Below are 13,051 nucleotides of genomic sequence, written 5' to 3'. Positions count from 1 at the left end.
TACCTAACGGTCGTCGGCTCCCTCCGGGGCTTTACGGTCTGGTCACGGCCCTTTCCGAGGCCGGCCGTGCTGCTCTCCGGCGGCGAGACAACCGCCAGTGCCGGTGCTGCGGATCAGATTTGCATTTTTCCGATCGGACGCAGCGCATCTTTGGCGCGCCGGAAAGCCTCGTACATGGCGTCATATCGCGTCTTGAACCGATCATCCGGTTCAAAGCTACGATCAATTCGTGTCATGGACGCAATGGCGTCATTCAGGGAGAGATGAGCGCCGACCCCTGCGCTGGCCATGATCGCCGCGCCCAGGCACCCCACATCGGAAAAGGCGACACGATCGAGCGTCCTGCCGAGACAATCCGCCCGAATTTGCGCCCAGAGATCGCTGCGCGCTCCGCCTCCGGCATGAAACAGCCGGGGCGTCGCAAAACCAGACGCCGCATCGAGCGAATTCAGCAACATGCGCGCCGAAAGCGCGACGCCCTCCAATATGGCGAGCGCGTAATCCGGGCCCTTCGTGCGGCTGTCCAGTCCGATGAAAGCGCCCCGCAATTCCGGGTCCCAGAGGGGCGCCCGCTCACCCTCAAGATGCGGCAAGAACAGGATCGGGCGATCTGCTCGATCGGCTCTGGTTGCCAGACCGAGTACTTCATTGACGTCAAGGCCAACGGTCTCGCCCCACCAGCGAACGCTGTCGCCTCCGCTTTGCGTGGGCCCTGCATGCACGCTCAGTCCGGCCGCTTCAGGGAATGTCACGACGCCGGGCGCACCGCTGCGGCCCTTGCTGGCGACGGCCAGAATCTCGCTGGTGCCGCTCATGTAAACACCCTGTCCAGCCTGGCGAACTCCGGCGCCGAAGAGGCCGCTCCAAGCGTCCATTGTCCCCGCGACGACAGGAGCCCGCTTTCCGGTAGAACCAAGCTCAAACTCGCCGACAATGTCCGTGAAATATTTCAAGGGAGCCAAGCGCTGCCGCGCGCCTTGAACCCGTGCGATCAGAGGCTCGATATACTCAAGATCCGACCCGACGATGAAAAAATTGGATATCGGATCGGCAACCTCGATCCCGGCAAATGCCCTGAGACAATAGTCCTTCGGCGTCAGCACGGAATGGGTCGCAGCCATTATCTCAGGCTCGTGGCGGGCCATCCACATCATCCGGGCCAGCACGTGGCTGGCTCCGATCGGAAGGGGCGCATTCCACCAGGCAATTCGCTCGGCTTCCGATACATCGGCATCAAGCAAGGTGGCCTCTGGAGCCGCGCGATTATCCTGCCATGTGATTGCAGGCGCCAAGGCGCGCCCTTCGGCATCGACAAAGACATCGGTATTGACCTGGCTGCATAGTCCGACGCCTGCGACGCGATCCTCCCGGCCACCTTCGAGCACATTGTCCACCGTCTGGGTGATGCCCCTGATCCATTCGCGAGGGTCCTGTTCCACAACACCGTTGCTGCGGCGGATTGTGGGGTAGCGGCAGGCGGCGTGGGCGATGGCAACGCCCCGGCGGTCGAATGCGGCCGCTTTGATTGCGGTCGTTCCGACATCTATACCTAAGAAGAGATCACGTTCAGGCATCCAACCCGCTCCTCAGTTCCATAAGCAGGGCATGAAGCTCCGCCTCGCCCTGCAGCCCCGCTCGCAGCGCCGATGAGCCGACCACGACGCCATCGGCGCCGAGCGCGACCGCCTGACGGGCCTGCTCGCCGCCTGAAATTCCGAAGCCAATGACAATAGGTGCAGAGATACCGGCTGAGCGCAATTTGGCAAGGCGGTCCCTGTTGCCAGCATCAAGCAATCTGCGCGGCCCGGTAACGCCGGGCGCAGCCTGCAACATCACATAGCCGTCGGCGTCGCGCGCCATGGATGTCGCCGCCGCACTGACCGGCAGCCCGACAAATGTCGAAACCGTGATGCCCGCCGACCTTGCTGTCGCTTCGAGAGATTGACGAATGACGGACGAAGGCGATGCAACCGCAAGCAGCGAGTCGATATTGTGCATGATCTCCATATTCGAGATCGCCGGATGTTCCGGTTCGGCATAGGTCATCAATAATGCCTTGGGCCGCTCTGCCCGCTGATTGAGCAGGCGCCTTGCCTCCGTCAGAACAGCGTTCGGATCGCTCGCAAGCGCTCGCTGCATGGAAGCGCGCACATCCGGTCCGTCGAGATATGGCTCACGCGCGGGCCAGCCGAACTCGATGACATCGACGCCGCAATCCATATAAAGTTCGATGAGCTTCAGGGGAAACTTCGGATCACCAATTGGAAAATAGACGGAAAGAAGGCGACGGGACGGCCCTCCGGGTGGCCAGAAACCTGATAAATTCGACGGACGATCTTGCATGGCGCCGACATTAAGGCGTAACCCGAATCCATGCAAAGCGGTATTTGGCGGACGCTTCAAGCCAGTTGCGCCGCCAATGAAGCTGGCTATGATATTGCCATCGCAACGAACTATGAAAACAATGGTGGGGGACATGACAGCTAAAGCATTGGTAAAGGGATTAGCGGCTGCGGCCATTTTGGCTGTGACGTCGGGCGTGGCGTTCGCCGCGGCCAAAGTCGCGATCATCACGCCGTATCTCGCGCAGCCCGGAACCCAATATTACGTGGAAGCCTTCCAGGACGAAGCCAAGAAGAACGGCTGGTCTGTCAATGTCATAGACACGAAGGGCGATGTCGCCGCCGTCATCAGCCGGATCGAGGATGCATCCAATCAAAAGGTTGACGCGATCGTTATCAATGTCGATCCCTCGCAGGTTACGGCAGGACTGGAGACCGCGAAAAAGGCGGGCGTTCCGGTGTTTGGCATGGATTCGGGGGCCAGCCCGCTGCTGGTCACCAATGTCACAAGCAATGGCTATGAAATGGCGGCTGACACTGCCGCTTATGTCGCAAACCGTATCGGCGGCAAAGGCGGCGTGGTCATGTTCGTGTTTGACGCCTTCCCTCCCGTGCAGGTCCGGGGCGTGATTGCGGATGCCATTTTCAAGAACAATCCAGATATAAAGATCATCGATCGCGTCACGCCTGACGTGCAGGACGGCGGCATCGCCGATTCGCGCGCCAAGATGGAAGCCATACTGGCATCCCACCCGCAAAAGGGCTCGATTGCTGCCGTCTGGGCCGCCTGGGATCAACCGGCCCTGGGCGCTTTGCAGGCAATCGAGGCGGCCGGCCGCGCCGACGAGGGCATTGTGATCACCGGCATGGACGGCAATCCGCAAGCCCGTGAGGCCATCGCCAAGGGCGGTAATTTCGAAGCTTCCATGTCGCAAGACTTCAAAGGAATCGGTCGCACGGTTGCAGATGCCGTCAAGCGCCATCTTGCTGGCGAAAAGATCAAGCAGAACGTCATCTATGTGCCGACGAAGCTGATTACCATCGATAATGTAAAGCAGTAAGAAAGGCCGGGACTCGTCCCGAAAGTGCTCCGCACGTCTTCATGAAGCCACCCGAAGCCCTGCCAGACCAGCTGAAGTATGGCCAAATTGCTTTGGGTGGCTTTCGCTTTTCAAAATGCTCAACAATGGTCCTGCGGTGACACTTCTTTCAATATCCAGCCTTCAGAAGTCCTATGGCCCGACAATTGCGCTGAAAAATGCGTCGCTCGATCTGAGCAAAAGCAAAACGCTGGCACTGATGGGCGAAAACGGGGCGGGCAAAAGCACTCTGATCAAAATTCTCGCGGGCGCTGTCAGCGCCGATGGCGGCGACATACGCATAGAGGGTGATCTTGCGGCATTGACATCGCCAGCCGCCGCGCATCGTCTTGGATTGCGGTTCATTCATCAGGAACTGAACATCGTTCCCGGCTTGAGCGTTGCGGAAAATATCTTTCTTGGCCGACAATATCCGCGCCGGTTCGGATTAAGCGACTGGACCGCGCTCAACGCACAGGCGGGCGCCTGTCTCGATGCTCTGGGCATACGGCATATTTCATCGAAAGCCATTCTCTCCAGGCTGACCGTCGGCGACCGCATGCTGGTAAAAATCGCATCGGCTTTTCTTGAAGATGCCGAGGCGCCGGCGCGCATATTCGTCATGGACGAACCGACAGCGGCTTTGACCGGCGAAGAGTCGAAACGGCTGTTCCGGGTGATTGAGGAATTGAAACGCCGACAATGCGGCGTCATTTATGTTTCGCATCGGCTGGATGAGGTGCTCGCCATCGCCGATCGCATTGCGGTATTGCGCGATGGCGAGGTCAAGGCGACCTTGAGCGCCGCCGACGCGACGAAATCAGCCTTGATCGAATTGATGACCGGGCGCGAACGCCACGAGGCACCAGACAATCCCCCTCCCGCAGCGGGTGGAAAGATTATTCTGTCCGTCGCCCATCTCGAAGCGCCCGGTTTGCAGGATGTGTCTTTCAATCTGCACAGCGGTGAAATTCTGGGCGTTGTGGGCCTTGCCGGCGCCGGGCCGGAATGGCTGATCAAGGGTTTGATCAGCAATGCCAAGGCCGGAACAATCTCTCTTGACGGCATGCCGGTGCGCATCCGGGATGCCGCCGATGCCTGGCGGACGGGGCTGGCGATCGCCCCGCGCGAGCGACGGTCTGAAGGTTTGCTCCTGATGCAGGACATCACAAGCAACGTTTCCCTGCCGCATCTTCGCAAGCTCAGCCGCTTCAGGACATTTTTGGATCGGCGCGCCGAATATCTGAAGGCGGTGGCAATGGGAATCCGGGTCAGGCTGAAGGCCAGCAGCCCCCGGCAAAAGACTCGCGAACTGAGCGGCGGCAATCAACAGAAGGTCATGTTTGCGCGCGCCGTCGCGGGAGAGCCTCGCGTGCTTCTGCTCGATGAGCCTACCCGAGGTGTCGACGTCGGCGCCAAATATGACATTTACACTCTGCTGCGCGAACTGGCATCGGCAGGCTGTGCCATTCTCGTGGTTTCTTCGGATCACGAGGAAGTCCTGCATCTTTGCAGCCGCATTGCGGTCTTCCGCGAGGGCCGGCTGTCAACGATCGTATCCAACACCGGCCTTTCCGAGCAGGCGCTGCTGGCGCTGTGCTACGACGAAAAACAGGGCGAATGATAATGCTTAAGATTCTGCGGCGCTATGGAACATTGATCGGCATCTCGCTTGTTTTTATCTATTTCTGGATAAGCCTGCCCGATACTTTTGTGACTGCGCGCAATCTGCTGAATATTACACAGCAAATGAGCATGCTGGCCGTCGTGGCATTCACGATGACGGTTGTCATGGCAATGGGCGATTTCGATCTGAGCGTCGGCGCCATGGCGAGCCTTTCTGGCGTCATCGCGGCCATCGTTTTCGTAGCGGGCGGATCACCCCTCGTCGGCATTCTGGCCGCGCTTTCGGCTGGCATTGCCGGCGGAGCCATCAACGGCTTTCTGGTCAGCTATGTTGGCATTCTTCCATTCGTTGCAACGCTCGGGGCCATGACAGTGATCAGCGGCATGGCGTTCTTATTGTCCGGCGGAAAGACAATTTTTGGGTCGGCCATACCGTCCGGCTTTTCGGGGTTTGCCCGCGGCGGCATCACGTTCTGGCCAAGCGAGCTGACGATACCCAATCTCACACTGGTCGCGCTCGGGGTTCTGTTTCTGATCTATATCCTGCTTGAACACACGGTTCACGGGCGGCGTCTTTACGCCATCGGGGGCAATGCCGAGGCAGCGAGATTGGCGGGCGTTCGAATAGAGCCGCTGCGGATGTCCGCGTTCGCCCTTTCTGGTCTCGGCGCGGCAACATCCGGCCTGATGTATGCGAGCCGTGTCGCTTCAGCCAATCCTACACAAGGAGCGGGGCTGATGCTGGATGCCATAGCCGCCGTTTTTTTGGGCATGACAATGAGCGAAGAAGGGCAGCCCCGCGTCTTGTTTACCTTGGCCGGGGTTCTCATACTCGGAATGCTCGGCAATGGCCTGACACAAATGAACGTTGACAGCTATGTCAGAGAAATGATCACGGGCTCAATCATCATCGCCGCTGTTGCGGCCAGCAGCCTTGGCCGCGCGCGCGCGCGATAATCTCCACACAGGTTCCGCAGCAGAAACGTGAGCGGCGCCATTCTGAGCCGGAATCGTCTGCGCCCGATTAATCCGATCGCGGTTTATGGTGACCTGAGCCCCTCAGTTTCCTCCAGCTTCTGACAGAGAAAGAGCAGAAAAATCTGACCAAAAACGGTCCGGTCTCCTGGGGAGGGTGCGAGATCAGCGGCGACAATTCTGGCGAAAGTTTATTCGTTGTCCGGCTCGTCATGGCGACATTCTGGTTGGAAGTTTGAGCACCAGACAATCCCGGTGCAATTCAAAGCTGGGCGACCAGAAATAGCGGCATGGCTTGAGTCAGCAAATCATTGGCAAGGTCGAAGCGGTTTATCAAAGGTTATCTTGCATAACCGATCGCCCAAATTCACCCAACCCCACAGCCCGAAGAGCGATATCGCAACAGATTGAAATAGCGCTACGCCATAAAAGCTTCAGAATATTATTTAAATCGTGCATCGCACCAGGACAGCAGATGCCAGGGGCATTTCCCGTCTTTGGCAATCTCCTTAAGATTTTCAGCCCGATAAAAATCACCCAACGCATGGTGAATCATGGCCAGAATCATCGGAGAAACATATTTGGACGACGATTTTAGTTTTAATCGCTTCAAGATTCCGTGCGCAGCCTCTTCATCTCCGCTTTTGGCGAGAACCCATCCATATGTGCCCTGTACGAACAGATCCTCTGGATAGATAAGCATGGCCCGCTGACCAAATTCCTTGGAATGATCAATTTGACCCAAATGTATAGCTGCAACGGCCCTTAAGGCCCACAGCATCTCGATTTGGGGGCGAATATTCAAAATTTGTGCACAAAATGCGTCTGCGTCGTCATAACGTTCCGCAGCACATAAAATCCAAGCCTTGAGCACCAAAAGAGCGCGCTCCAGCGGATTTATCTTAAGCCCCTCGTCCACTGCGAACAAAGCATCAGCCAAACGGCGCTGCACGATCAATATCAAGGCTTTATAAAAATGGGCCGTCCAATCCAAGCTACTGTAGGAAAGGCAGCCGCTAATCAGCTCCGACGCTTCGTTGATCCGCCTTTCTGATACAGCCATGATCCAGCCCTTTGTGGCCAGAGCTGGAGTAAAATTGCCATTGAGTTGCAGCGCCCGGTCGACGGCCTGATTTATTAAAGCAAAGCTTTCTCTGGGACGAATAAAACCCCGCATCAAACGAGCGACCTCGATGCCGGCCTGCATGCTGAAAATTAGCGGGTCGTTCGGAAAAGCCAGACTTCCGTATTCAAGAACTTTCAAAGCCGATTGTAAATTTTCTTCTGTCCGTTCAGAAGCTATTTCGAAGGTGGTTCTGATAATATCTATCGCACCGAAATGAGTTTTGTCTCCTGCAAATTCTTTAGCGATCTCAGCATGAGAACCAGTTATTTGCCGGATAGGAACGCCAATACGAAATCCACTTCCGTGAACGGTTTTAATGACCTTGTGGTCGATGTCATCATCGAGGGCTCGGCGCAGTAGAAAGACTGCCCGAGATATAGAATTGTCGGAAACGACTTGTTGCCCCCATACGTGCTTGACAATATCCGATTTGGACACCAGTTGCCCTTTGGCATGAACAAGCAAATGCAAGATCTCCTGTGCGCGAGGACACAGATCGATCAATATGCCTTCGCGCCTAAGCCCCAACGATTCTGAATATTCGAAATCAGCGAAAGCAAAATTTAATTCTACATTATTCATTTTTATCAATCTTAAAAATTTATTGCCAATATATATTTATTTATATTTTTAATATTATAAGGTACAGCTTATTAAAAACCCAAACCCATCAGTATATACTTCATTCTCCGGCATAGAGGGCGCTGAAAACGGCCCACGCAACCAGCAATTTGCCAAGATCGGAAATCAAGCGCGAACGGCCCTTGCCGCTGTCCACCAAGCTGAGCCCGTGAACGCGCCTGCAGAGTTTCCAACCCTGCTCCGCAATCACGCAGGGCGACGCCATGCCCCGGCTATAAATCCAGCCTCCTTTAGGGCCGCGACGGTGAATTACATGCATGTTAATCATTTTTACTTTCATCTGATAGGCGGTCAAAACTACTCTTTGTCCAATGCAGTGTCGCTCTAGGATGATGCAATAAATGTATACAATGCCACCCGGCCTTATCACGATGCGGAAATTATCAATTAAATTATTGAATTACTGAACTTTTTTAGAAATGCACAGAAGCGTGAACCATGATCGCTGGTCGAGTCAGCTGGTTGTAAATCAAAAATAAAAGTCCTAAACCCTGTACCCGAATATCGAAGCCAGCTAATACATTTAAAATGCAGTTTAAATATTTTCTAATTTAGGAGCACCTTTTTTACGAAATATAGATCATCAGAAAAGCATATCTCTGAAATTTGCACACGAGCGTAAGCTAAGAACTGAGATTTGTTTGTTTTCAATACAATGAAATTAGACTTGTCGAAATGCTGGAATTACGATGCGGCTTTCAGGATCCGCCTTGCCCTGCAATCGCGGATGGGCGAAAAATTTGACCCCGATTTGGCCAAGCCTATTTTGGATAACCAGCCATGGCGCGCCCATGGAAGAACACGCGGCGCTGTAGCGCTGGCGCTGTTTCCGTATAAGGCGCTCAAAGTAATCTGCTATCGTTTTCGCGCTTATGTGGCTGATCTTCAGACAGTTCCTGGGGACATCGCTCTGCGGCGTCCAGCAATGACCCGACCTTTCCAGAACGAGGCCGTGTGGTGAACGTCAGATGTGTGAGGCGTTTGATGCGGCCGATGAACCCCGTGCCGATCTTAAGCAGGCCCGGCACCAGACTGCCGGTGAAGCGGCACAGACATACCCTCTGCCTGCCGCGAGCGTTAGCGGTCGATCGCCTCAATCCGGTCTGGTGCGCCTAAATCACCTATCTGCCGATAAGATGCGGATTTCTCCATCCGAATGAGATCATAGATCGGTTCACCCGTGTGGCCTTGGCCTGGCAGATATCCAACACTTCAGGGTCGGATTCTGTCCAGAACCATTCAACGGGATGGTTCTGCCTCACATCGACACCAGCCGATCGGACAGCGATGCTCACCGGGAAAACCGATTTTCGGAGGGGCCGCGTATCGGAAGCGCCGACCGTTGAATTTCGCGCATTCATCGCAAACTTCGGAATCGTCCGCCGCCCGCCATATAAAGTATTTATACCCGTTCGATACCGCACGCTCCCGATTGACGCTAGAAAGAGACCTGAAGCGTTTGGACATTTCGTTTTCAAACCGAATACGGTCTTCTGTGATTTCCTCCGACGAATACCGATTGACGTTAGTGATCGGGCGCCGGACCCAAGGCCACGGATCTTGAACTTTTTGCGCCGATTTAACCGGCGTCAAAATTAGTTCCGGATAGTTTCGCCAACCATACAGATAGGCGATAAACCGCCATACGAACATATTTACCTCAAAATTGAATAAATAATATGAATATATTTTTATAAATTCTATGTTAATTGAAATTAAATCTGAAATATACTTATAATTTTAAATATATATCGCAAAACACGCCTTCGAATATTTCTGACGCGCTGATTCAAAGCAGCTAGCTTGAGTTAAAAACAGCCGTTCCTATCGAGAGGCAGTTTCATTGTCGCTGCGCTCAAGATTGGACAATTTGATGCGCAACACCAGTTGCGAGGCCGTGGTCAGTTCCGACTCCGGCATGTTTTGAGGCAGGCTCTTTATGAAATTTGACGCCCGCTCACGCGCAGCACCTTTGGGCAATTGCTCAACAGCAAGTGTGCACCATTTATATGATTCAACGTAGTCCGGCGGAAACACATCTCCAGCCATATACATTTCGCAAATCGTATTGTAGGCGGGCTTATAGCCTTGGGAGATTGCCTGCGTTATCCAAAACACCGCCACAGCAGTATTTCGATTGACAGCCTCTCCCTTCAGATAGGCTAATCCCAGACTGTTTTGTGCCTCGGCAAGGCCGCGCTCTGCTGCCTCGCGATAGAGAGAGACGGCATATTGTTCGTCCCGGGTACCCAGCCAACCATGCGAATAGGCTTCTGCCAATGAGTAAATGGCAAAAACATCACCCTGACGCGCACCAAAGTGCAGCCAATTCACGGCATCGGCATAATCGGGTTTGCGGCCGTCAGCCTCCGAGAGATCAAATTTCAGCAATTCCGGCAGAGCGTTCAGATCGCCGTTCTCGACGATATAGTGCAGTTCGGCTTTAGGCTGAGCGAACCAGTTATTGGCAGTCCGCACGAAATGATTTTTGGCGTCTGACGCTTCGTCTGGCATATGAAAACCGAACTGAACGATCAACTGGTCCTTAGACGGCATCGCCTCGTTGAAAGTTAAGTTGACCATGGCGTAATACGGCGTGATCGAGATGATGCGCTTCATCTCCGGATTAATGCCCATTTCATCGAGGTAGGACTCGACCAGTCCCTGCAGGTATGAGCCCCCCGATTCACGGCTGTCGTCTTTATGTACGAAAGCCGCGCTGTGCAGACCGATATGGTTCAGATGGCGCTCAGCGGCACCTGCAGCGAGAAAAACGCAGGCGGAACTGCACATGCGCGGATCTTCGTTCTTGAGCGGATTACCGGAAGCAACGACAGCCTTGTGACTATGCAGAATACGCCCTATGCCGAGCGCAGCTTTCAGATCGCCGCCGGGAGAAGCCAGATATGTGATGGGAAGCGGTCGGTCTTTCGGCCAGAAATGGGCGAGCTTTTCATAAAAAGACAAGTCGCTGGCAACGATAGTGCCCGTAACGAAGATAAATTTAAGATTGCCGCCCACGAGACAGTCGTCCGTTTTTTTCGCGCGGCACTCCTCCGGCAACAGGACATACGCCCGGGCGGAGTTAGATGACGTGTAGCTTATCAAGATGCCGGATAAGCAACCAAGAATGCCGTAAAATAATATTCGTATTACGTAAATCATTTACAGACACCCGAAAACGTTATTGCGAATTGAACCGTCTATTCAACACGCTCGTTAATATCTAAATTTTCCAAAATTTCAGTCAGATCAAAACAAAAATCATAAGTATTACGACTTAATTTGAACGTAAAACCATATCTTGTTAAATATCTTTCTATCAAATTTTTCTCTTGAAGATCATTCAGACGTCGATAAATAGTCGCTCTCGTGCCGTTAACATGCGCGATTATATCCTCAGCCCTTGGCCCAATTTTTTTATGCTGGAAATTATCAATAAATTCTATTATTTCCTTATCCAGCTTGTCTAAATAAGAAAAATTATATTTATTATAAATATTTGAAATATTATTTAATAATAATGATCCGCTCATATGAAAATCTCCCTGAATATTAATTAATAATTATAATTTGTATTCATCATGCTTTCGTTTAATTTATATTTCCGCTTAAAGTTATCTATGTAAGACTCGATAAAATTTCTATTTTTCAAAATTAAGAGCCTGCGGTAAATAGAAGCCCTTGAAATGGGAACACATTCTTCAATTTCTTCCAAATCAACACTTCTGGAACATTTACTCAAATATAAAATTGCAAAAAATAATCTCAAAGACTCCGGGTCCATCTCCATTAAACCAAAATTACGCTCAAAGTTTAGCCAACGTTGTACTTTAGAGAAATTTGTTCTCATGTTGCACTCTCTAAATATTAAATTCTATTTTTCATGCGTGCTTATATGATCGCTATCTAATTTATTATTTCGATAAAGGTATATCAATTTGGCTTACGGCAAGCTTGATCAACTTGTGATCAAAAAGGCCTTTCGTCTCAGGATTGAGCTGAAATGGTCATATATATCAACGCCGAATCCCTTCGGAATGATCAGAAAATGATCAAATCTGTCATTTGGCAGGCCAATTGCCCTAATGGTTTGAAGGACAAAGGGCTTATCGAGAGCGTTCAATCAGCAGAGATTGACGCCGGTATGCGCAAGACAACGACCAGTTTATCGTCCGAAGTCGCCAGCCACGGCGTCCTGTCAGTGCCGGATAGCTATACCGGCCATCGGTTGCGGTGGGCGGCCGTTTCAGCGGATTCTCCGTCGGCACCGTTGGAGACATTTTTGGCCATGCTCTGGCGCAAAAGCCGACGGTCTGCGCAAGGCGCGAAGGTTTTTCATCGGCGTGGGCGGTGACGAGGCTCAAAGCCGTTGAATTCACTGCCATTGGTGGGGTTGATTGCTTCAATAGGAGCCGTCGGACATCGATAAATCCGACAGGGTTTGAACGTCGCAGACCCAGAGGACGGCAAGGCGGATTGTTTTGGACAACTCAGAGATATTCTCTAATCTCCAGCGCAGGCATGTCAGAAACGGAACGCGGTCACCGGTTGACTTTGTCCAAAGATAAAATCTGAATCTCAAGGCTTTCTGGGAAATTTAGACTATTCATCAGGCCGGAAATTTACCCAATTCGCGCTCGAGCCTGTTTCAAAATATTCGAAACCGGTTGCAAAAATCTATTTCATAAACAGGTTGAAATACTCAGATTCAATTCACAAAAAATTTGTGGATTCGGGCAAATCGAACTAGAGATACAAAATGGTATTTCAGTTTTATTAGCACGCAATTGGGGCCAACATGATTGCCATGCTCGGAAAGTATGTTTTAGTTCTTATGGTTGGATTGGTTTTTGGTGGTGCGGCAGTGCTTATTGCAGAACACGCGCGCATGGACCATCTGGTCGATGTGCGGGCTCACGCACTATTGAAGGAATGGGTTGGACAGATGTCAGTTTCCTGCCCGCAGAGCCCGCTTGATTAGCGGATTGAACCGCGCTGGTATTGTCGCATGCGTTAACTCCCAATTAAGAGAGAGCGATAGCTGGCAAGACAATGAATAAATTTTCACGCAAGGGGCGCGCTCGAGTGGTGCGAATGGTTCTCGGCTAAGGCCGTTTCGATCTGGGGCAATTTGGCCTCCCAAAATGATCCGGTACGGGATTTTTCATAACCATATTGATAGAGTTGCCGCATCGTGTCCGTTTCAAAGCCCGTTCCGTCATAGTCCGGAATATCCTTGCCGATATAGGTCAGGTGGA

General features: G+C 52.5%; 13 protein-coding genes and 1 pseudogene. 6 read left to right on the top strand and 8 right to left on the bottom strand.

Going from position 1 to position 13,051, the window contains the following annotated elements:
* Window positions 1-113: 113 nt before the first annotated feature.
* Window positions 114-1,574 carry a xylulokinase gene (locus AC0N03_RS15825; protein WP_474289875.1) on the bottom strand — a complete coding sequence of 487 codons (1,461 nt, stop codon included), beginning with the start codon at window positions 1,572-1,574 and terminating at the stop codon, window positions 114-116.
* Window positions 1,567-2,343, bottom strand: a complete 777-nt coding sequence (locus AC0N03_RS15820) for a tryptophan synthase subunit alpha (RefSeq protein WP_474289874.1) — start codon at window positions 2,341-2,343, stop codon at window positions 1,567-1,569. Before AC0N03_RS15820 ends, AC0N03_RS15825 begins: the two co-directional genes overlap by 8 nt.
* A gap of 133 nt (window positions 2,344-2,476) precedes the next feature.
* On the opposite strand from AC0N03_RS15820, the gene AC0N03_RS15815 reads away from it, so the two are divergent.
* From AC0N03_RS15815 to AC0N03_RS15805, 3 genes are all read left to right on the top strand, one after another.
* The gene (locus AC0N03_RS15815; protein ID WP_474289873.1) at window positions 2,477-3,403 is read left to right on the top strand and encodes a substrate-binding domain-containing protein; all 927 of its coding nucleotides are present in this window, start codon (window positions 2,477-2,479) and stop codon (window positions 3,401-3,403) included.
* Window positions 3,404-3,539: 136 nt separating this feature from the next.
* Entirely contained in the window at window positions 3,540-5,045 is a 1,506-nt protein-coding gene (locus tag AC0N03_RS15810) for a sugar ABC transporter ATP-binding protein (RefSeq protein WP_474289872.1), read from the top strand.
* A gap of 2 nt (window positions 5,046-5,047) precedes the next feature.
* Window positions 5,048-6,004, top strand: a complete 957-nt coding sequence (locus tag AC0N03_RS15805) for an ABC transporter permease (RefSeq protein ID WP_474289871.1) — start codon at window positions 5,048-5,050, stop codon at window positions 6,002-6,004.
* A gap of 460 nt (window positions 6,005-6,464) precedes the next feature.
* On the opposite strand, the gene AC0N03_RS15800 is transcribed toward AC0N03_RS15805, so the two are convergent.
* Together AC0N03_RS15800 and AC0N03_RS15795 are read right to left on the bottom strand one after the other, a co-directional pair.
* The gene (locus tag AC0N03_RS15800) at window positions 6,465-7,730 is read right to left on the bottom strand and encodes a winged helix-turn-helix domain-containing protein (protein ID WP_474289870.1); all 1,266 of its coding nucleotides are present in this window, start codon (window positions 7,728-7,730) and stop codon (window positions 6,465-6,467) included.
* A gap of 100 nt (window positions 7,731-7,830) precedes the next feature.
* Window positions 7,831-8,085 carry a hypothetical protein gene (locus AC0N03_RS15795; RefSeq protein ID WP_474289869.1) on the bottom strand — a complete coding sequence of 85 codons (255 nt, stop codon included), beginning with the start codon at window positions 8,083-8,085 and terminating at the stop codon, window positions 7,831-7,833.
* Window positions 8,086-8,427: 342 nt separating this feature from the next.
* Between AC0N03_RS15795 and AC0N03_RS15790 the strand changes: the two genes are divergently transcribed.
* Window positions 8,428-8,751: a hypothetical protein gene (locus AC0N03_RS15790; RefSeq protein WP_474289868.1), complete on the top strand. Its 324-nt coding sequence runs from the start codon at window positions 8,428-8,430 to the stop codon at window positions 8,749-8,751.
* Window positions 8,752-9,029: 278 nt separating this feature from the next.
* Here the strand turns inward: AC0N03_RS15790 and AC0N03_RS15785 are convergent, their stop codons facing one another.
* The 3 genes from AC0N03_RS15785 to AC0N03_RS15775 form a co-directional block, all read right to left on the bottom strand.
* Window positions 9,030-9,257 carry a phage minor head protein gene (locus AC0N03_RS15785; RefSeq protein WP_474289904.1) on the bottom strand — a complete coding sequence of 76 codons (228 nt, stop codon included), beginning with the start codon at window positions 9,255-9,257 and terminating at the stop codon, window positions 9,030-9,032.
* A gap of 357 nt (window positions 9,258-9,614) precedes the next feature.
* A complete protein-coding gene (locus tag AC0N03_RS15780; RefSeq protein ID WP_474289867.1) occupies window positions 9,615-10,955 on the bottom strand; it encodes a hypothetical protein in 1,341 nt (446 codons plus the stop codon).
* A gap of 38 nt (window positions 10,956-10,993) precedes the next feature.
* Window positions 10,994-11,326, bottom strand: coding sequence for a hypothetical protein (locus AC0N03_RS15775; RefSeq protein WP_474289866.1), 333 nt, complete (start codon window positions 11,324-11,326; stop codon window positions 10,994-10,996).
* Between the two features lie 515 nt (window positions 11,327-11,841).
* On the opposite strand from AC0N03_RS15775, the gene AC0N03_RS15770 reads away from it, so the two are divergent.
* Both AC0N03_RS15770 and AC0N03_RS15765 read left to right on the top strand, forming a co-directional pair.
* Window positions 11,842-12,147: a hypothetical protein gene (locus tag AC0N03_RS15770; protein WP_474289865.1), complete on the top strand. Its 306-nt coding sequence runs from the start codon at window positions 11,842-11,844 to the stop codon at window positions 12,145-12,147.
* 444 nt (window positions 12,148-12,591) lie between these two features.
* Complete coding sequence (locus tag AC0N03_RS15765) at window positions 12,592-12,774, top strand: hypothetical protein (protein ID WP_474289864.1); 183 nt, start codon at window positions 12,592-12,594, stop codon at window positions 12,772-12,774.
* 83 nt (window positions 12,775-12,857) lie between these two features.
* Here AC0N03_RS15765 and AC0N03_RS15760 read toward each other — a convergent pair.
* Window positions 12,858-13,051 (bottom strand): annotated as a pseudogene (locus AC0N03_RS15760) (hypothetical protein); the annotation flags it as partial.

Source organism: Methylocystis sp. sgz306128, from assembly GCF_056032725.1.
The sequence above is the reverse complement of the archived record's forward strand: the minus strand, read 5'-3'. Positions and strand labels throughout refer to the sequence as shown.

Bases quoted from the DNA above. Each gene is read 5' to 3' on its own strand.
- AC0N03_RS15825 (WP_474289875.1), bottom strand. From the start codon at position 1,574: ATGCCTGAACGTGATCTCTTCTTAGGTATAGATGTCGGAACGACCGCA.
- AC0N03_RS15820 (WP_474289874.1), bottom strand. From the start codon at position 2,343: ATGCAAGATCGTCCGTCGAATTTATCAGGTTTCTGGCCACCCGGAGGG.
- AC0N03_RS15815 (WP_474289873.1), top strand. From the start codon at position 2,477: ATGACAGCTAAAGCATTGGTAAAGGGATTAGCGGCTGCGGCCATTTTG.
- AC0N03_RS15805 (WP_474289871.1), top strand. From the start codon at position 5,048: ATGCTTAAGATTCTGCGGCGCTATGGAACATTGATCGGCATCTCGCTT.
- AC0N03_RS15800 (WP_474289870.1), bottom strand. From the start codon at position 7,730: ATGAATAATGTAGAATTAAATTTTGCTTTCGCTGATTTCGAATATTCA.
- AC0N03_RS15785 (WP_474289904.1), bottom strand. From the start codon at position 9,257: ATGTCCAAACGCTTCAGGTCTCTTTCTAGCGTCAATCGGGAGCGTGCG.
- AC0N03_RS15780 (WP_474289867.1), bottom strand. From the start codon at position 10,955: ATGATTTACGTAATACGAATATTATTTTACGGCATTCTTGGTTGCTTA.
- AC0N03_RS15775 (WP_474289866.1), bottom strand. From the start codon at position 11,326: ATGAGCGGATCATTATTATTAAATAATATTTCAAATATTTATAATAAA.
- AC0N03_RS15770 (WP_474289865.1), top strand. From the start codon at position 11,842: ATGATCAAATCTGTCATTTGGCAGGCCAATTGCCCTAATGGTTTGAAG.
- AC0N03_RS15765 (WP_474289864.1), top strand. From the start codon at position 12,592: ATGATTGCCATGCTCGGAAAGTATGTTTTAGTTCTTATGGTTGGATTG.